The following is an 18,014-nucleotide window of genomic DNA, read 5'->3' as shown; positions in this document are numbered from 1 at the left end:
CGTTTGTCTCCTGGAGTCGATGAGCGCGGTCTGTGCGCGCTTTCATTGGGTAGTGCCGGAAAAAGGGGAATAGCGAATCTTCAGGGCCCCGCCCGGACCGTCGCGCGTTCAACCAGGCTGCAGGGAATGACGATGTCGCGCGGCCGCAGTTCGGCCTGCATCTGTTCGCGCAGCAGGGCGACGGTGGCGTCCACCATGGGTTCCACCTGCTGACGCACGGTGGTCAGGCGATACGCGCCCCAGGCCGCCTGCGGCACGTCGTCAAAGCCCACGACGGCCACGTCCTGCGGCACGCGCAGGCCCAGCTCCTGACGGAGCACGTCAAGCGCCGCAATCGCCATGTGATCGTTGCCGGCAAACAGCGCGTCCGGCGGGTCGGCGGCAAACATTCGGCGAACCGCGGCCTGCGCCAGATCGAAGTCGTAGTGGCCCACTTCGCGGCAGGGGACGTCGTGGCCGAGTTCGCTCAGCGCGTCCCGGTATCCCCGTTCGCGTTCGATGCTGGTCGACGAATCCTCCAGCCCCGCCAAGTATCCAAAGCGCCGGTAGCCGCGGTCCACCAGCAGTCGCGCCACCAGTTGGCCGCCCGCATAGTTGTCGGACGTGACCGAGCTGCTGGCGTGACGTGCCAGGCCGCCCAGGATGGACACCCGATTGAACTGCACCACCGGCACGCCGACTTCTGCGCAACTGCGCGCCACGTTGGACGACAGCATGGCGGACGCCATGACGATGCCGTCGACCTGGTATTGCAGGATCTCGGCCAGCACGCCGTCGGCCGCCTCGTCCACCTCGGCGATGAACATCAGCACGTGATAGCCCTCTTTCTGCAGCTTTTGCGACAGCCGCTCGATCACCAGCGGATAAAACTGGTTTTCCAGATAGCTCATCACCAATGCGACGATGCGGCTGCGGCGGGTGATCAGGCTGCGCGCCAGCGCGTTGGGCCGATAGCCCAGTTTCTGCGCGGCCGCCAGCACCTTGCGCCGCGTCTCTTCGGACACGCTGGCGCCGGGCGTGAACGTGCGGCTGACGGCGGACTGCGACACCTGCGCCAGATCCGCCACGTCCTGCGCGCGGGGCGCGGTCCTCATGCCGCGGTCCATCCTGCATCCAGCATCAGCGCGCTTCCGGTCATCAGGCTGGATGCGTCACTGGCCAGAAACACGATGGCGCCCATCACCTCGTCCAGACGGCCGACGCGGCCCAGCGCGTTGCGCGCACACACCCAGTCCCGAAAGCCGGGCTGCTCCAGCATGCCCGCCGTCATGGGTGTTTCGATGAAGGTCGGGCACACGGTGTTCACGCGGATGTTCGCTGCGCCCAACTCCCACGCCAAAGCGCGCGTCATGCCTTCCAGCGCGTGCTTGCTGGCGCAATACAGCGTGCGCCGCGGACTGCCCACGTGCCCCATCTGCGACGACACATTCACGATGGACCCTGCACGGCCTTCCTGCAGCAGGCGGCGCGCCACGGCCCGGCTGGTATAGAAAGCCGCCTTCACGTTCAGGTCCAGCACGGCGTCAATGTCCTCGTCGGACTGCTCGACCAGCGGTTTGGGACGATTCATGCCCGCGTTGTTGACCAGGATGTCAAAGGGCTCGGCGCGCGCGACCGCCTGGTCTACGGCGGCGGAATCCGTCACGTCCAGCACCAGCGGCGCACAGCCGATACCTTCGGCCCGCAAGGCTTCGCACACTTGCGCCAGTTCCGGCTCGCGCCGGGCCGCCACCGTCACATGCGCGCCCGCGCGGCCCAGCGCGGCGGCCGCCGCCAGTCCGATGCCGCCGCTGCCGCCCGTCATCAGGGCGCGGCGTCCGTCCAGGCGGAAGTCCGGTCCTTTGGGCAGCGCAATCATGCCTGGGCCTCCACCGGCCGATACCACGGCAGGTCGGGGCGATTGCCATAGCGGCGCACGCGGATGTTGGCCTGCTCGCCGTGGCCGGCAAAATTCTCCATGTGGCACAGGCGCGAGCAATACTCGCCCATCGCCGCGCTGGCCTCGTCCGTCAGCACGCGCTGATAGGTGCAGGTCTTGAGGAACTTGCCCACCCACAAGCCGCCGGTGTAGCGCGCGTTGCGGTTCGTCGGCAGCGTGTGGTTCGTGCCGATCACCTTGTCGCCAAAGCTGACGTTGGTGCGCGGACCCAAAAACAGCGCGCCGTAGTTCGTCATCCGGTTCAGGAAGTAATCGGGATCGCGCGTCATGACCTGCACGTGCTCGAACGCCAGGTCATCGGCCACCTGCAGCATTTCGTCGTCGCTGTCGCAGACGATGACCTCGCCGCAATCGGCCCACGCCTTGGCCGCGATGCCGGCCGTCGGCAGGATCGCAAGCTGGCGCTCGACTTCGGCCAGCGTGGCGCGCGCCAGTTGTTCGCTGGTGGTCAGCAGCACCGCAGGAGACGTAGGGCCGTGTTCCGCCTGGCCCAACAGATCGACGGCGCACAGCTCGCCATCCACGCTGTCGTCGGCGATCACCAGCGTCTCGGTCGGTCCCGCAAACAGGTCGATGCCCACCCGGCCGTACAACTGCCGCTTGGCCTCGGCCACGAACATGTTGCCCGGGCCGACCAGCATGTCCACGGGCGCCACGCTGGGCGTACCCACCGCCATCGCCACCACGGCCTGCACGCCGCCCAGTACCAGGATCTCGTCCGCGCCCGCCATGTCCATGGCGGTCACGATCGCCGGATGCGGCTTGCCCTGATACGGCGGCGCCGTGGACACGATGCGCTTGACGCCCGCCACCCTGGCGGTCAGGACGCTCATGTGCGCCGAGGCCAGCAGCGGATATTTGCCGCCCGGGATGTAGCAGCCCACCGCGTTCATCGGCACGTGCTTGTGGCCCAGGACCACGCCGGGATAGGTTTCCACTTCCACATCGCGCATCGAGTCGCGCTGGATCTGCGCAAAGTTGCGGACCTGGCTCTGCGCAAATGCGATGTCCTCGATCTCGCGCGCCGACAACTGCTTGCGCGCCGCCTCGATCTCGGCGCGCGACAGGCGGAAGTCCGCCGGGTCCCAGTTGTCGAACTTGCGGCTGTAATCGCGCACGGCGTCGTCGCCACGGGTTTCGATGTCGCGGATGATGTCTTCGACGGTGGCGCGCACCTTGGCGTCGTCGTCGGTCTTGACGGCGGCGGTCCGGCCGCGCTTCAGATAACGGATCATGGTCTCGGGTCCTGCAAGCGTTGAAAGTTCATCGATGGAGGGCACTTTCAAAGCCTTGCATACGTATGCAAATAGGGAGAAACCCGGAGATCGCGCGTACGCCGACCCTCCCTTCCACTTGCGCCGGATCGCGGCGCCACCGCGAATGCGCTGTCAGGCTGCTGACAGCCGGGCGCCGAGCGCTTTCGCTACACTCACGGGATTCCGCATCGATGACCGCCGGGCCGGCCCACGCGCAAACGCGAGGCGGACGGCAAGCGGCCGTGCTCACGCCCTCCCCTCATGTCGCATCCCGAATCGTTCAATCTGAAGCAGATCGCCGTGCCGGCGTTCGGCCCGTCGCTGCTATACGGCATCAGCAACGGCGCCATTCTTCCCGTGATCGCGCTCACCGCGCGGGAACAAGGCGCGTCGTTCGCGGCCGCCGGTCTCATCGCCGCGCTCATCGGCGTCGGCTCGCTGCTCTCCAACATCCCGTCCGCGCTGATCACTGAACGCTTCGGCGAAAAGCGCGCGATGGCCGGCGCCGCGCTGTTGAGCGTGGCGGGTCTGCTGCTGGTGATCGGCGTGCCGCATCTCTGGGTGCTGGCGCTGGCCATGCTGATGCAGGGCTGCGCGCAATCGGTGTTCCAGCTGGCTCGCCAAAGCTACATGATCGAGGTCGTGCCACTGACGTACCGTGCGCGCGCGCTGTCCACGCTGGGCGGCACAACGCGCATCGGCACCTTCATCGGCCCCTTCGCGGGCGCGGCGCTGATTCACTTCATGGGGCTGGACGGCGCGTACTGGATCGCCGTCTGCGCCATGCTCGGCGCGGGCTTCATCGCCATCAAGGCGCCCGACATCGAACCCTCGCACGCCAAGGCCGCCGGCGCGCCGCGCGCACGCATCGGCGAAGTCGCGCGCGACCATCGCGGCGTATACGCCACGCTGGGCGTCGGCGTGATGCTGATCAGCGCGCTGCGCGCGTCGCGCCAGGTCGTGATACCGCTGTGGGCAGACCATCTTGGGCTGGACGCCACCACCACGTCGCTCGTTTACGGCCTGGTCGCGGCGGTCGACATGTCGGTGTTCTATCCCGCGGGCAAGGTGATGGATCAGCGGGGCCGGTTGTGGGTGGCGTTGCCGTGCACGCTGCTGATGGGCTTGAGCTTGATGGCGATCCCGCTGACCAGCGGCGTGACGAGCTTCATCCTGGTGTCGCTGCTGCTGGGCTTTGGCAACGGCATCGGGTCGGGCATCGTGATGACGCTGGGCGCGGATGCCGCGCCGCCCGGCGCGCGCACGCAGTTTCTGGGTATCTGGCGGTTCATGGCCGATCTGGGTGCGAGCGGCGGGCCTGTGGCGTTGTCGGCGCTGACGGCGTTGTTGTCGCTGGGTGGCGCGTCGTTTGGCGTGGGGACGTTGGGGCTGGTGGCGGCGGGGGTGTTCTGGCGGTGGCTGCCGCGGCAGGCGTCGGCATAGCGCCCGCCTGGGCCGGCAAAATGTGCTGGTCCGCCAGCCGCCGTGGGCGCGCGATTATTGCGGACGCTGACCAGCTTCCCGTTCAATGTCCGCTCGTTGACGCCATCGATGCCGCGTTGAAAACCGGGGCGGCCTCGCCCGCCAGGGATACGTTGATGCAGGCTGGCAGCCCGCTGTCGGCGGCCCCCTTCAACGCGTTGGCCAGACCATCCACGTCGTGGGCCGCAAACCCCGCGCCGCCCAGCGCAGACGCCACGTCGTGATACCGCGCCGTCGGTGAAAGCTCGCAGCCGATCAGCCGCTGCGGACCATAGGTGCGCATCTGGATCAGATGTTCGGCATTCCAACGCAGGTCGTTGCCGATCACTGCAATGACCGCCGCGCCTTCGCGCACCGCCGTATCCAGCTCCATCAAGTGAAAACCAGCGGTGCCGTCGCCCATCATGACGACCACCGTGGCTTCGGGCCGAGCGATCTTCGCGGCGATCGCGTAGCAGACACCTGCCCCGATCGCGCCGGACATGCCGTTGATGATGCGCACCGGCGCTTGGCAGAATGCCTGCGCCCACTGGCCGAACTCGCCGCCGTCGCAGATCAGGATCGGGTGAGGCGCGGACGCCAGGAATGCCTGCACGGTCTCGCACAGCGCGCGCGGGCCCAGCGCTCCCTCGACAGGCGCGGACGGCGCCTTGATCGTCCGGCTGCGCAGCGCGTCATCCACCTGTTCCTGCCACGCCAGACGTTCGGGCGAAGCTCGCGCCGCCCGTATCGCGGCTAGCGCCGCAACCGGGTCAGCTTGGAACGCCAGCACCAGACGCTCGCCAAGAAGACGGCTCGCGCGTTCCAGCATTGCGGGATCCGGGTCGATCACCGCGACGCGTGCGTTGTCGCCAAGCGCGCCCGTGCCGCCGAATCCCAGCGTGAAGTCCAGGCACTTTCCCGCCAACACGATCAGATCCGCGCTTGGCATGATGCCGGCCAACGCGCCCAGCGAAGGATCCTTCAGCCCGCGGGGGCTTTCCATCGGAATGATGCGCAGGCCAAGCGTGGCTTGCGCAGCCGCGCGGGCGGAACGACCGTGCGATCGCGCGCTCGTCGGCCCCGCCAATACCAGCGGGCGGCGTGCGGCATTTAGCAGTTCAGCCAGTTGATCCACATACGCCGCATCCAGCGCGACAGCCGGCTGATCTGCCGGCGCCTGCGGCAGATCAGCGATGCCCGATTCGGCCGTCAGCAGATCAAACGGAAGCGCCACGTGGACGGGGCCTCGACGCGGTGCAAGCGCCTGCGTGATGGCATCTTCAAGCGCGGGGCACAGTTCTGCCGCGGACTGCGGACGCACCGACAACTTGGTCAACGGCCGCGTGATGGCGACCTGGTCCAGCTCCTGGAACGCACCCGAGCCGTCCTCCGACACCGACGAATCGCCTGAGATAAGCAGCACCGGGCTTTCCGCCTGCGAGGCCGAGTACAGCGGCGCGAGGCCATTGGTCAGGCCCGGCGCCGCCGTAACCATCGCTACGCCGAGCTCGCCGGTGATCTGCGACCACGCATCGGCCATGAAGACGGCGGCCGCTTCGTGCCGCACGTGGACGATGCGAATGCCGGCGTCGATGCACGCGTCGTAGAGCGGCATGATCTGATTGCCGGACAGGCTGAAGATGGTGGTGACGCCCCGCCGGCGCAGCGAGCGAATGATCAGTTCAGAACCCAGCACGTACGTCTCCTTGAGATTGCGTTTAAGACTTATGCCACCAGCGCTTGCGACAGCGCATGCTTCACGAAGCGCGCGCCGCCGCTCATGCCTTTTCCCTGCGGCCATACCAGGCTGAGCGAAAGCGTTCTTCCTGCATTCAGGGGAACCGGGACCAAACCCAAACGGCGGGCATATTCCCCCGTCACGCTCTCAAGCACCGCCGGACCGCACCCTGCATCCGTCAGCGCGCACGCCGCGGAGAACTGCATCACTTCAATCGCGGGGCGGCAGGACAGCCCAGCCTCCTCCAGCACCTGCGCCGTCAGCGCGCCGACCGGAAGGTGCCGGCTGTGACCGATGAACCGCTCCGACGCCAGCATATCCACGGTGACCTCCGGCAGCGACGCCCACGCGTGGTCCGGACGCACGACGCAAACCAGGCCCAGGTCCGCGATCTTTTCAAAGTTGGCGTGCTGATGCGCCCCCGCCCCGAGGATGACGCCAAGGTCAATGCGCTGCGCGATGGCCATCTCGACGACTTCGGCAGCCGTTCCCACGCGCAGCACCACCGACAGTAGCGGATCCGCGTCCTGCAGCTGTTTAAGCACTGCAGGCAGCACGCTGGCGCCCGTGGCGGACACCGTGCCGATGATCAGTTGTTCGCGCCGGCGGTTCCCCAGGCTTTGCGCAAGCTTGTCGACGGCATCCAGCGCCGCTAGCGCATGCGTGATCTCCGGCAGCAAGGCTTGCCCCGCCGCCGTCAGCTCCAGCCGTCGGTGGCGCCGCGAAAACAACGTCGCCCCCAACCGGACTTCCAGCTCTTTGAGCATGGCGCTGGCGCCCGGCTGCGTGAGGCTGCACGCCTCCGCGGCCTGGGTCACCGAACCCGTACGGCAGATCGCGGCCACCAGCTCCATCTCGCGCGGACGTATAAGGGATTTCATATGAAACAGCATTGGCTATGTATTTGACCGTATGCTACTCGAGCTCCAAACTGGACCGATCCCATTCAGCTCGGCATCCATTTTGAAAGTCACTCAGATCAACGGCTACCACCTGGCTTATACACCCCGGGTGCCGCTCGGCAACGCGCGCACGTTCATGCGCAAACGCGAGTTTCTCGCCCTGGAAATCCGCACCGACAACGGGCTTCGTGGATGGGGGGAAGTCTTCTCCTCGCCGTGGGCCGCGGCGGCCTTGATCCAGCAGCAGCTTGGCCCGCTGGTGTGCGGCCGGTCTGCGCTCGATCACGGCGCGATCTACGCCGACCTGGTGCCGCGCATCGGCTATGACAAGCGCGGGCCGGCCATGATGGCGATCTCCGCGTTGGACATGGCGTTGCATGACATCGCGGCCCGCGCACACGGCGTGAGCATCGCGCAGATGCTGGGCGGCGCGGTGAGGCGTGAACTGCCGTGCTACGCCAGCGGCCCCTTCATTGCCGAGGGCGATGATCCCTATGGCAACTATCCCCGTGAGATCGAATCGCTACTCAGCCAGGGATTCAAGGCGGTCAAGCCGCGCGCGGGTGTCTCTCCGCAGGCGGATGCCGTCATGGCGCAGCACGTGCGCGCGCTGATCGGCCCCGACGCTGACTTCATGCTCGACATGAACCAGGGCTACGGCACGGCGGCGGCTCGCCTGGCCGCTTCGCTGATTGAACCGGCGCGCCCGCTGTGGATCGAAGAGCCCGTCGCGCCGGAGAACCTGGACGGCTACGCCGCCACCGCCCAGGCAACCGCCTGCGCCATTGCCGGCGGAGAAGCGATTGGCAGCCTGGCCGGCTTCGACGCCTTCCTGCGCGCCGGCGCCGTCAGTGTGCTGCAACCGGACCTAGGCGTATGCGGCGGCTTCACGGGCTATCGCAAGGTCGCGGCCCTGGCGGAAAGCCGGGATATCGCCGTCATGCCGCATGCCTTCGGCACCGCCATCAACTTTCTGGCCTCGCTGCAGATCGCAGCGACACAGATGCCGTCGCGCGGCGGCGCGTGGGCCAACTATCCCTTCGTGGAATACGACGTGACCGGCAACCCGCTCATCGCGCTGGCCGGCCCGGCGATTCAGGCTAACGGATATGCGGCCGTACCCGACGGCCCTGGCCTCGGCATGGATTTCACGCCGGACCAGTTCGAGCCCTGGACCGTGCAGCACTGGCGCATCGAACCCTGACGCGCCGCCTGCACGCCCCCAATCAAAACCAGAACAGGAGACAACATGCACAACCTCAATGGCAACCGCGCACGGCTGTCGCGTCGCCGCTTTTCTGCAATGCTTGCGGCGCTGGCCCTGCCAGCCGCGTTCGCGCCCCCCGTACATGCCGCTGACGCCTGGCCCAGCCAGCCGATCACGCTGATCGTGCCATTTCCACCTGGCGGCACCACCGACGTCACGGGGCGGATCCTGGCTCGCGCGCTGTCCACGCAGCTCGGCCAATCGGTCATCGTGGAAAACCGCGCGGGCGCCAGCGGCAATATCGGTTCGGCATTCGTCGCACGCGCCAAGCCGGACGGCTATACCTTGTTGATGTCCGGCGTGGGCACCCACGCGGCCAACGCTGCCCTGTACGCGTCCATGCCGTACGACCCGCTCAAGGACTTCACCCACATCAGCAGCATTACCTCCAGTCCGAACGTCATTGCCGTGAACCCCGAGTTTCCGGCCAAGACGCTCGCGGAACTGGTTAGCCTGCTTCGCCAATCGCCGGACAAATACAACTACGCCAGCCCGGGCGCCGGATCTTCCGGCAACCTCGCCTTCGAACTCCTGAAACAACGGTCCGACCTGAAGGTGCAGCACATCCCCTACAAGGGCGCCTCGCAGGCGGTGACCGATGTCATCGGCGGGCAGGTCCCCATCCTGGTCATGGTCGCTGACACCCTGGAGCCGCATGTCCGCGCGGGCAAGCTGCGCGTGCTGGCCTCGACCGGCGCCTCAAGAAGCCTGCTCTTTCCGGATCTGCCGACGGTCGCCGAATCCGGCTTTCCGGATTTCGACGCCGTGTCGTGGACGGGGCTGTCCGCGCCTGCAGGCCTGCCGGATGCCATACGCGACCGGCTGGCGCAGGCCACCCGGGCCGCACTGACCGACCCGGAAGTGGTCAAGCCGTTGAAGGCCACCGGCAACGCCGTCACCTTGCGCAGCCCGCAGGATTTCACCGCGTTCATTACCGGCGAGATCCAGAAATGGGCAACGGTCGCCAAAACCGCGGGGTTGAAGATGGACTGATGTGCGGTCTGTCGGCAGGTGCTGCATCTCGATTGCAGGAATGCGGCCCGCACAACAGACGCCTGTTGCGCGCAAGCCGCGCTGCGCCCGTCCCCTCAACCCAATTAATAGTATTTCTTATTCGCATTCGGTAGACTGCTGGACATCTTGCAATCTACCGACTCCCTTTCCCTCCCCGCGGTCGAGCAGCTCTATCGCCATCACCATGGCTGGCTGCAAGGCTGGCTGCATCGCAAGCTGGGCGACAGCGGCGACGCGGCCGATCTGGCGCAGGACACGTTCGTGCGGCTGATGGCCGCGCGCCGGCCGCCCGTGCTGCGCGAGGAGCCGCGCGCGCTGATCACGCATATTGCCAAGGGCCTGCTCGTCGACCATTGGCGCCGCCGCGCGGTGCAGCAGGCCTATCTGGACGCCATCGCGCACCTGCCCGAGCCGCAGGTGCCGTCTCCAGAAACGGGCCTCATGATCGTGCAGACGCTGGTGGCGATCGACGCCATGCTGCAGCGCCTGCCCGCTGCCACGCGCGAGATGTTCCTGCTGGCGCAACTGGACGGACTGACGCTGCAGGAAATCTCCCAACAAACTGGCAAACCCGTGATCACGGTCCGGCGCCATCTGCGCAAGGCCTTGATGGCGTGCATGACGGCCGCCGCATGAGCGCGCCGGGCGATCTATTGCTGGAGGAAGCCGCCGACTGGGTCATCCGGCTGCGCTACGAGACCGCCGACGCGGACACGCGGCGCGCGTTCGAACGCTGGCTGGCGCAGGGCGAGGCCCACACGCAGGCGTGGGCCCGCGCCGAACAGGTGCTGGGCGCATTCGAAGGCCTGCCCGCCCCCATCGGACATCGCGTGCTGCGCGCCACCCGCAAACGCCAGGGTCGCCGAGCCCTGCTGCGCGCGGCGCTGGGACTGGGCGTGCTCGCCCCGGCAGGCTGGATGGCATGGCGCGAGGCGCCCGCCTGGCGCGCCGACCTGCGCACCGCCGCAGGCGAACAACTGACACGCCAGCTCGACGACGGCACGCGGCTGGTGTTGAACAGCGGCAGCGCCGTCGACCTGCGCTACGGCAGCAGCGAGCGCCGTCTGGTGCTGGTGGCCGGCGAGGTGCTGGTGACCACCGGCCAGGAGCCCCTGCCCACCTACCGGCCCTTCGTGGTGCAGACCCCGCAGGGCGAGGTGCAGGCGCTGGGCACGCGCTTTTCGGTACGCGTCGTCGAGGACCACACCGAGGTCATGGTGTTCGAGCATGCGGTGCTGGCACGCCCGATCCATGGCACGCCCCTGCGCATCGACGCCGGGCAACGTGGCAGCTTCACCCTTGCCCAGACCGGCGCGCTGGCGCCGGTGGACGATGGCGCGGCGCTCTGGGAGCAAGGCATGCTGGTCGTGCGCGACCAGCGCCTGGCCGATGTGGTGGCCGAGCTGGCGCGCCATCGCCCGGGGTTTTTGCGCTGCGCCCCCGAGGTCGCCGACCTGCGGGTGTCCGGCGCGCTGTCGCTGCGGGATACCGATGCGGCGCTGCAAGCCTTGGCCGAACGCCTGCCCATCGCGGTGCAACGCGTCACCCGCTACTGGGTATCGGTCGGTCCGGCCGGCGCTTGAACGGCCGCGCGGGAAAAATATTTTGCGTCGAGGTGATCACTTTTTCGTTGTCGTGCGGAGTAGGAAGTAAGACCGCATCAAGGGGATGCGGGCGCTTCTTGCTTGACGATGAAAGGATGAAAGAGTGATGGCACGTGTACGCGCAGCGCGGGGCAGAGGATCCCGCAAGGCAATGATCTGGACGGCGCTCTGGTGCACGGCCATGGCAAGCGCCACCGCGGGCGCACAGTCCGCGGCCCAGACCGGCGCGGCGCCGGCCTCCCAAGTGCGCACCGTCGCAATCGGCGCGGGCTCGCTCGACGCCGTGCTGGCGCGCTACGCGGCCGCCGCCGGGGTGCAGATCGTCTACGACCCCGCCTGGCTCGCCGGCCGCCAAAGCCCGGGCATCTCTGGCGAGATGAACGTCCAGCAAGGCTTCGACCGCCTGCTCGTGGGCACGGGCTACCGTGCCGTGCCCAGCGCTGCCGGCACCTACGCGCTGCAGGCCGTGCCGCAAGGCGGCGTCACGCAACTGGCGCCCGTCACCGTCACCGGGGCGGCCGAGCGCGCCACCAGCGAAGGCACGGGCTCGTACACCAGCAATGCCGTCACCATCGGCAAGGGCACGCAGACGCTCAAGGAAATTCCGCAGTCGGTGTCCGTCGTCACGCGCCAGCAGCTCGACGACCAGAACCTGAACAGCCTCTCGGACGCGATGCGCAACGTCACCGGCATGACCGTCGAGACGCTATCCAGCGGCGGCAATATTTCCGGGTTCATCTCTCGCGGCTACTCGCTCGATTCGATCCAGGTGGACGGCATGCGCGCCCCGGCCGGCGCGGGCAACCTGTCGGCGGGCTTCGACCTTGCCATCTACGATCGCATCGAAGTGCTGCGCGGCCCCTCCGGGCTCTACCAAGGGACCGGCGAGCCCGGCGGCAGCGTGAATCTGGTGCGCAAGCGCCCCATGCAGGAATTCGCCTTTGGCGCCCAGGCCAGCGTCGGGTCGTGGGACTACTACCGTGCCGTGGCCGACCTGAGCACGCCGTTTGATAGCGAAGGCAAGGTCCGCGGCCGCTTCATTGCCGCCTACGAAGACCGCGGGTCCTTCGTCGACCGCGTCAGTTCCGAGCGGCCCACGCTCTACGGCATCGTCGAGGCCGACCTGACATCCGCCACGACGCTGGCGGCGGGCATCACGCATCAGCGCTCCCGCGTTACGCCGGCATTCGGCTTGCCCGCGTACGCCGACGGCTCGCTGCTCGACGTGCGCCGCGGCACCAATCTCAGTGCCGAATGGAACCGCATCGAAGAGGAAACCACCGAGGTCTTTGCCGATCTGGAACACCGGCTGGATGGCGGCGGCTCCATGAAGGCAAGCGTCTTTCATCGCGACACCGACACCCCGACGCGCGTGACCACCTGGCCCAACCGCGCCGTCGATCGGGTCACCGGAGACACCAACCTCATCGCCTGGTCGTACCGCAACCACTGGAAAACCACGGGCGCGGATGCGCACGTGAACCTGCCGTTCGAGGCTTTCGGCCGCGAGCACAGCGTGCTCGTGGGCGCCGACTACAGCTATACGCGCAAGCAATTCAACTACGGCGGCGGCACGATCTTCCCGACCAACGTAAATGACCCGGTCATCGACATGCCACAGCCCGAGATGGAACAGGTCAACGGCAACGACGGCCGCACCAGCGAATTCGGCCTGTACACGCGCGCGAACATTCAAGCGACCGATCACCTGAAGGTCATCGCGGGCGCACGCCTGTCGTGGTGGAAGAACGACGCACGCAACGCCAACCAGTACTTCGGCGACTTCAGCCAGGCGACGACGCGCATCGACGCGCGCCCCTCTCCGTATGCCGGATTGGTGTACGAACTGACGCCGCAGCTCTCCGCCTACGCCAGCTACACCAGCATCTTCCAGCCGCAGACCGAAATCGATGCGCAAGGCAGCACGCTGTCGCCGCGCGTGGGACGCCAGATCGAAACGGGCGTCAAAGGCGCATTCATGGACGGCGCGCTCAACGCGCATGCCGCCCTGTTCCAGATCGTGGACCGCAACCGGGCGATGAGCGACCTGAACAACCCGATGTACTCGGTGGCCGCGGGCAAGGTGCGCAGCCAGGGCTTCGAGACCGAGATCAGCGGATCGCCGTTGCCGAACTGGGACATCGTGGCCGGCTACGCCTACACGCAGACCAAATACCTGGAGGCAAACCAAGCCCAGCAGGGACTGTCGTACAGCACAATCACCCCGCGTCACGCCATCAACCTCTGGACCCGCTACCGCTTCACCCAGCCGGCGCTGGAAGGCTTCAGCGTGGGCACGGGCGTACGCTGGAACAGCGGCAACTACCTGCAAAGCGGCAACGTGCGTTGGGATCAGGGAAGCTACGCGCTCGTCTCGGCCCAGATCGGCTATCGATACAACCGCCACGTCGAAGGCACGCTCACCGTCGACAATCTGTTTGACCGCAAGTATTACGAAAAGCTTGGCGGCGCCTCGCGGCAAAACTACTACGGCCAGCCGCGCAGCGTGATGCTGACGGTGCGGTATCAGTATTGATTCAGCGGGCCGCCTTCAGCAGCGTGCGCACTTCCTCCCGCCGGCCCTCGTCAGCCACTTCGCGACCGGGCCGGGGCGGCGCTTTCAACGCCTTTTCCAGGTAAGGAACCGCCTCCGACTTGCGGTTCCGGTACACCAGGTAATCCGCATAGAAGTAGTTCGGGTCTATGCCGTCCGGGTTGATGACCAACGCCTGCTGCAACAACGCCTCCGCACGCTTGTTGTCGCCAAAGCCCACCGGCCAGCCGGGCACCTTGTAATACAGCACGCCCAGGCTGTTCAGCGCAGACCCGTCCAATGCCTTGCTGTCGATCTGAATCGCGGTTTCGTATTCGGCCTTGGCCTGTTTCGCCAGGCTAAGCGCGCCCATGCCGCCTTTGGCGCCGGCCCACGAGCTCAGGATGATGCCCTCCCAGATATGCGGTTCGGCCTTGTTGACGTAACGCTGCGTCAGGTCGTGGGCCTGCTTGGACAATGCCTCGAAGCGCTTGGCGCGATCATCGGGCGGGGTCTTGTATTGAATGTCCGCCCAGCCACTTTGAAGCTCGCGGATGCCCTGGTCCATTTCGGCAGGAGCCGCCACGGCAAGGGTGGAAAACAGACACGCCATGCCCGCCAGCACGCCGGCGGCCGCATTGCGCAAGCCAGAATTCAAGTTCATGACTGGGCTCCAGTAGGAAATTTCAACGACATCAATGCGCGACGATGCTTTGCAAACGCGCCATCGAACCATTCAGGACAAAGACCATTCAACCGCGCCGCGACAGATTCGATTCCGCCCGCAAAGCCTTGGCGCGATTCGCGTTGCAGCATGCGCGATACGGCTTGCGCGATCTCTTCCGGGCTATCACTGGCCGAATCGGTCTCCTTGTTGAACGCCAGGACCTCGGCCGAGTTGAACGGCGTGTCGATCGCCCGCGGCGCGTAGTACTGCACCCGGACGGACGAGTCGGCCAGTTCGCGGCGCAAGGCTTCGGAGTACATCCGAAGCGCGGCCTTGCTTGCCGCATAGGCGGAAAACCCCGGCACGCCCAGGCTGCCCAGCGTCGATCCGATGTTCAGCACCTGTGCGCGCGGCTGCGCCAGCAACAGCGGCAGCATGCCGGCAGTCAGCATCATGGGCGCGACGACATTCGTGTCCATAAGCTGGCGCAGCGCTTCGGTCTGCAGGGACTGCGCCGGCCCGAACGCGGCTAGCGCCGCATTGTTGATGAGCACGTTGGCATTGCGGGCGCCGGCTGCATCGATGACCGCATTGCGGCCGGCGTCGGTGGTCACATCCACCACCAGCGCGTCCACGCGTGCCCGATCGCGCGCGCCGGCGCTCAGCGACTGCGCCAGCGCCAACAACGGCGCTTCGCTGCGCCCGACCAGCAGCAGGCTCGCGCCTTCGTCGAAGAGCCGGCGCGCAATCGCGCTTCCGAGGCCGCCCGCGGCGCCCGTCAACACGACGGAGGCATCGCGCGGGCTCATGCGCCTTGTCCTTGCGAAGACGAGCGCGGCAGGGAACGGAAGATCGCCCCATAAAGCCCGTAGAACATGTTGGCGGCGTGGACCACGGCGGCCCGGTCGGCATCATCGTCCAGGCGGTTGACCAGATCGGCGAAGTGCGCGGTGTGCTCCTGGTCCAGCGTGCCGTGGGACCGCAGATAGCTGAAGGCGCTTGGCGGCAGCGCCAGCGCGCGCTGGATCTGGTCGGCGGCGTTCAAGGCCAGCGTGACGCTGGTGCCCTCCAGCACGTGCACCATGCCGAAGAATCCCACCGGATTCTTTCGCGCGATGGTGTCGTAGGCGTAGGCCACCATGATTTCGGTGGCCGGCCCTGGCCCGCCGCGGCGAACCTCGTCCGCATCGTGCCCCAGCGCACGCAGGTCATTAAGGATCCAGGCATCGTGGCCGGTCTCCTCCTCGATGTATTCATCCAGCGCGGGCTGCATCCACGCCAGGCGGGCGGGCATGCGTGCACGGCACGCGTGCATAAGCGGCACGGTGTGGCTGACGTGGTGATAGGCCTCGCGCAGAAACGCCGCATAGGCAGGCCGCGCGACCTGGCCGCGCAGGCAATCCTGGATGATGGGCGTGGCCACCAGGGCCTCGCGGGCCTCGCGCGTCTGAGCAAGCAACTGTTCGAAAAAGGTCATGATGGGTCTACATCAACGGTTGAGCGGTAACCCGCGGAATAGAGATCGGCATGCAGTTCGGCGACGGCCTGCCGGCGCGGACGCCCATTCACCGTCGCCAGGCCGCTGGTGGCAGAGAACTCGGCCCGCGCGCGCATCCAGGACCCGATGCGGGCATAGTCCGGCAGCCTCTGGTTGACCTCGTCGACACACGCCTGAATGGCGCTGTCGCTGGGATTGCCCAGCGGCCAGATCACGGCGCCCAGCGACGCCTGGCCTTCGCCCAGCACGACGCAATGGGCGATGACGCGCTGGTTCGCCAGGCGCAGCTCGACCCATTCGGGCGACACGTTGCGTCCGTATCCGGTGATCAGCACATTCTTCTTGCGACCCCGGATATGCAGAAATCCGGCGTCGTCGATGCGGCCCAGGTCGCCTGTCGGCAGCCATGCCGAGGGCATCGCGGGCTGCCCCAGGTATCCGAGCGCAAGCGCGCCGGCCACTTCGATTTCACCGTCGGCGGCCACGCGCACACGCGCATGCGGCAAGGGGCGGCCCGCCGATCCGGGACAATCCGCGCCGGGCAGATTCAGGGTCTGTACCGAGCAGGCCTCCGAAAGACCGTAGCCTTCATAGGCGGGAATTCCCAGCGTACGAGCGCTTTCCAGCAGATCCCTTCCGACTGCCGCGCCGCCCACCGCGACAAATCGCAGCGTCTCGGGGCCCAGGATTTCTGCCGACCCTAGCCAGCCCGCGTAAGCGCGCAGCATCTGCGGCAACACGATGACGCTTTGTGCGCGGCCCGCCACGAGGCCTTGATGAAACACGGCGGGGTCGAAGCGCGACGATCCCTGAAGCCCGACGTCCTTCAGCGGGTTGACGCAGATCGCCGCGCCCTCGATCAGTGGCGCGTAGACGCCCGCGATGTTCTCCAGCAAAACCGGCAAGGGCAATGCGGTGAAATGGCGGCGAATGCCAAACGGCCGCGTGGCGGCCGCCAGACCGCTCGCCACCGCCAGCATCTCGGCCGCGCCCAGGCACACGCCTTTCGGACTGCCGGTCGAGCCGGACGTAAACGTGATCTTCGCCGTGCCAGCGGGCAACGGCACCTTGGCGAAAGCGCGCCGGAAGAGGGCCGTGTGGCCCTGCCATTGCGCGGCGGTCTCAAAACCGAACGCCTGCAACATAGGCTGCAATGACGCAGGTCCGACGACGGCGTTCACGCCTGCGGCGTCCAGGGTTTCGCGCCACTGGCCCGGCGTGAAGAACAGCGGCAGGGGCACGTGCACCACGCCCGCTTGAAGACAGGCCAGATCCAGCACGATCCACTCAAGACCGTTGTCCATCAGCGAGGCCACCACCGTCGCCCCTCGCGCCGTTAGGCTTTCGGCAAGCTTGTCCACACGGGCGAGGAGCGCGGCGTAATCCGGCCCCTCGGCCGGCGTCTGAACCGCCAATGCACGGGCACGCGCGGGGTCTTTCAACAGTGCAAAGAAATCGGACACGTTCATACGTCCATCTCCGGAAGCCGGCCAAGAATGGCTTTGAGCCGCCCCGCGAACACCGTCGGCGCATGCGCGTAGTAATTGCCCCAGTCCTTGCGCTCGGCTTCGTTCAGATGGTCCGAAGTTGCCGCCGAGATCGGCTGATGCGCCAGCCCCATCCGCCGGAACAGATGGTGCAATTCGATGGTGAGCGTGCTGACCGCCCAATCAAAGCCCTCGGCGTGCAGATGCCTTGCCAGGAGCGGCACCAGCAATCTGCCGCCGCCGGGACGCACAGCGGCGAACTGCCCGGCTTCAACGATGAGACGGCGCGCAACAGGCGCGCCTTGATCGCGCAGGTATTGCTCGATGGGCGCGGACAGATAGCGCTCCAGAAAAAGCGGATCGCTCGCGCTGCGATAGCCCGCCGCCGCCAGGATCTCGCCGTCGCGCTGCACGCTGACCAGCGTGGGCAGCCACTCGGTCAGCCGGGCGCCGAAGCGCTGTTGATAACGTTGGTGAATGTAGGTCTCGATCCGCGCGCGCATCGGATCTTCGAGGGGGTGGACGTGCAGCGTTGCGGGCATGGGCCGGGGCTGCGCGGCCATCGCCGTCCAGGCGGACGGGGCGAAACATTTGTTGTGGGGCATGCGGTATTCCATGCTTAGGAACTGATTTTCCCGATACGAT

General features: G+C 66.9%; 16 protein-coding genes. 6 read left to right on the top strand and 10 right to left on the bottom strand.

Annotated elements, in window-relative coordinates:
- Window positions 1-80 precede the first annotated feature (80 nt).
- Genes B2W22_RS09855 through hisD form a run of 3 tightly spaced genes read right to left on the bottom strand, consistent with a single transcriptional unit; the run spans window position 81 to window position 3,174 of the window.
- On the bottom strand, window positions 81-1,094 hold the full coding sequence (locus tag B2W22_RS09855; protein WP_286937427.1) for a LacI family DNA-binding transcriptional regulator: 1,014 nt from the start codon (window positions 1,092-1,094) through the stop codon (window positions 81-83).
- Window positions 1,091-1,858, bottom strand: coding sequence for an SDR family NAD(P)-dependent oxidoreductase (locus tag B2W22_RS09850; RefSeq protein ID WP_286937425.1), 768 nt, complete (start codon window positions 1,856-1,858; stop codon window positions 1,091-1,093). Before B2W22_RS09850 ends, B2W22_RS09855 begins: the two co-directional genes overlap by 4 nt.
- On the bottom strand, window positions 1,855-3,174 hold the full coding sequence (gene hisD, locus B2W22_RS09845; protein ID WP_286937423.1) for a histidinol dehydrogenase: 1,320 nt from the start codon (window positions 3,172-3,174) through the stop codon (window positions 1,855-1,857). Before hisD ends, B2W22_RS09850 begins: the two co-directional genes overlap by 4 nt.
- Window positions 3,175-3,456: 282 nt before the next feature.
- Here hisD and B2W22_RS09840 point away from each other — a divergent pair, with 282 nt between their 5' ends.
- Window positions 3,457-4,638, top strand: coding sequence for an MFS transporter (locus B2W22_RS09840; protein ID WP_286937421.1), 1,182 nt, complete (start codon window positions 3,457-3,459; stop codon window positions 4,636-4,638).
- Between the two features lie 82 nt (window positions 4,639-4,720).
- Here B2W22_RS09840 and B2W22_RS09835 read toward each other — a convergent pair whose 3' ends face one another.
- Together B2W22_RS09835 and B2W22_RS09830 are read right to left on the bottom strand one after the other, a co-directional pair.
- A complete protein-coding gene (locus B2W22_RS09835; RefSeq protein ID WP_286937420.1) occupies window positions 4,721-6,355 on the bottom strand; it encodes a thiamine pyrophosphate-binding protein in 1,635 nt (544 codons plus the stop codon).
- A 29-nt stretch (window positions 6,356-6,384) separates the two neighbouring features.
- A complete protein-coding gene (locus B2W22_RS09830; protein ID WP_175122645.1) occupies window positions 6,385-7,251 on the bottom strand; it encodes a LysR family transcriptional regulator in 867 nt (288 codons plus the stop codon).
- 109 nt (window positions 7,252-7,360) lie between these two features.
- Between B2W22_RS09830 and B2W22_RS09825 the strand changes: the two genes are divergently transcribed.
- The 5 genes from B2W22_RS09825 (at window position 7,361) to B2W22_RS09805 (ending at window position 13,720) form a co-directional block, all read left to right on the top strand.
- Window positions 7,361-8,503: a mandelate racemase/muconate lactonizing enzyme family protein gene (locus tag B2W22_RS09825; RefSeq protein ID WP_286937417.1), complete on the top strand. Its 1,143-nt coding sequence runs from the start codon at window positions 7,361-7,363 to the stop codon at window positions 8,501-8,503.
- Between the two features lie 45 nt (window positions 8,504-8,548).
- Complete coding sequence (locus B2W22_RS09820; RefSeq protein ID WP_175122643.1) at window positions 8,549-9,559, top strand: Bug family tripartite tricarboxylate transporter substrate binding protein; 1,011 nt, start codon at window positions 8,549-8,551, stop codon at window positions 9,557-9,559.
- A 147-nt stretch (window positions 9,560-9,706) separates the two neighbouring features.
- On the top strand, window positions 9,707-10,216 hold the full coding sequence (locus B2W22_RS09815) for a sigma-70 family RNA polymerase sigma factor (protein WP_175122642.1): 510 nt from the start codon (window positions 9,707-9,709) through the stop codon (window positions 10,214-10,216).
- Window positions 10,195-11,163 (top strand): FecR domain-containing protein, encoded by a 969-nt coding sequence (locus B2W22_RS09810; RefSeq protein WP_254594921.1) that lies wholly within the window; start codon window positions 10,195-10,197, stop codon window positions 11,161-11,163. The genes B2W22_RS09815 and B2W22_RS09810 overlap by 22 nt, the downstream gene beginning before the upstream one ends.
- Window positions 11,164-11,365: 202 nt before the next feature.
- Window positions 11,366-13,720: a TonB-dependent siderophore receptor gene (locus B2W22_RS09805; RefSeq protein ID WP_286937414.1), complete on the top strand. Its 2,355-nt coding sequence runs from the start codon at window positions 11,366-11,368 to the stop codon at window positions 13,718-13,720.
- Window position 13,721: 1 nt separating this feature from the next.
- Here the strand turns inward: B2W22_RS09805 and B2W22_RS09800 are convergent, their stop codons facing one another.
- From B2W22_RS09800 to B2W22_RS09780, 5 genes are read right to left on the bottom strand one after another with little or no spacing between them, the layout of a single operon-like run.
- Entirely contained in the window at window positions 13,722-14,381 is a 660-nt protein-coding gene (locus tag B2W22_RS09800; RefSeq protein WP_175184566.1) for a tetratricopeptide repeat protein, read from the bottom strand.
- Window positions 14,378-15,193 carry an SDR family oxidoreductase gene (locus tag B2W22_RS09795; protein WP_175122640.1) on the bottom strand — a complete coding sequence of 272 codons (816 nt, stop codon included), beginning with the start codon at window positions 15,191-15,193 and terminating at the stop codon, window positions 14,378-14,380. Before B2W22_RS09795 ends, B2W22_RS09800 begins: the two co-directional genes overlap by 4 nt.
- A complete protein-coding gene (locus B2W22_RS09790) occupies window positions 15,190-15,861 on the bottom strand; it encodes a TenA family transcriptional regulator (RefSeq protein WP_286937411.1) in 672 nt (223 codons plus the stop codon). Before B2W22_RS09790 ends, B2W22_RS09795 begins: the two co-directional genes overlap by 4 nt.
- Window positions 15,858-17,351 (bottom strand): AMP-binding protein, encoded by a 1,494-nt coding sequence (locus tag B2W22_RS09785; protein ID WP_286937410.1) that lies wholly within the window; start codon window positions 17,349-17,351, stop codon window positions 15,858-15,860. Before B2W22_RS09785 ends, B2W22_RS09790 begins: the two co-directional genes overlap by 4 nt.
- Window positions 17,348-17,974: a thermostable hemolysin gene (locus B2W22_RS09780; protein ID WP_175122637.1), complete on the bottom strand. Its 627-nt coding sequence runs from the start codon at window positions 17,972-17,974 to the stop codon at window positions 17,348-17,350. Before B2W22_RS09780 ends, B2W22_RS09785 begins: the two co-directional genes overlap by 4 nt.
- Window positions 17,975-18,014: the final 40 nt, after the last annotated feature.

It is taken from the genome of Achromobacter sp. UBA4530, from assembly GCF_002388205.1.
Classification (GTDB): Bacteria; Pseudomonadota; Gammaproteobacteria; order Burkholderiales; family Burkholderiaceae_B; genus Achromobacter; species Achromobacter animicus.
Note: the sequence above shows the minus strand (reverse complement) of the source record. Positions and strands in the feature narration are given on the sequence as shown.

What these genes read in the sequence shown, in the direction of transcription:
- hisD (WP_286937423.1), bottom strand. Translation starts at nt 3,174, where the DNA reads ATGATCCGTTATCTGAAGCGCGGCCGGACCGCCGCCGTCAAGACCGAC.
- B2W22_RS09795 (WP_175122640.1), bottom strand. Translation starts at nt 15,193, where the DNA reads ATGAGCCCGCGCGATGCCTCCGTCGTGTTGACGGGCGCCGCGGGCGGC.
- B2W22_RS09830 (WP_175122645.1), bottom strand. Translation starts at nt 7,251, where the DNA reads ATGGAGCTGGTGGCCGCGATCTGCCGTACGGGTTCGGTGACCCAGGCC.
- B2W22_RS09780 (WP_175122637.1), bottom strand. Translation starts at nt 17,974, where the DNA reads ATGCCCCACAACAAATGTTTCGCCCCGTCCGCCTGGACGGCGATGGCC.
- B2W22_RS09855 (WP_286937427.1), bottom strand. Translation starts at nt 1,094, where the DNA reads ATGAGGACCGCGCCCCGCGCGCAGGACGTGGCGGATCTGGCGCAGGTG.
- B2W22_RS09850 (WP_286937425.1), bottom strand. Translation starts at nt 1,858, where the DNA reads ATGATTGCGCTGCCCAAAGGACCGGACTTCCGCCTGGACGGACGCCGC.
- B2W22_RS09800 (WP_175184566.1), bottom strand. Translation starts at nt 14,381, where the DNA reads ATGAACTTGAATTCTGGCTTGCGCAATGCGGCCGCCGGCGTGCTGGCG.
- B2W22_RS09790 (WP_286937411.1), bottom strand. Translation starts at nt 15,861, where the DNA reads ATGACCTTTTTCGAACAGTTGCTTGCTCAGACGCGCGAGGCCCGCGAG.
- B2W22_RS09840 (WP_286937421.1), top strand. Translation starts at nt 3,457, where the DNA reads ATGTCGCATCCCGAATCGTTCAATCTGAAGCAGATCGCCGTGCCGGCG.
- B2W22_RS09785 (WP_286937410.1), bottom strand. Translation starts at nt 17,351, where the DNA reads ATGAACGTGTCCGATTTCTTTGCACTGTTGAAAGACCCCGCGCGTGCC.
- B2W22_RS09820 (WP_175122643.1), top strand. Translation starts at nt 8,549, where the DNA reads ATGCACAACCTCAATGGCAACCGCGCACGGCTGTCGCGTCGCCGCTTT.
- B2W22_RS09805 (WP_286937414.1), top strand. Translation starts at nt 11,366, where the DNA reads ATGGCAAGCGCCACCGCGGGCGCACAGTCCGCGGCCCAGACCGGCGCG.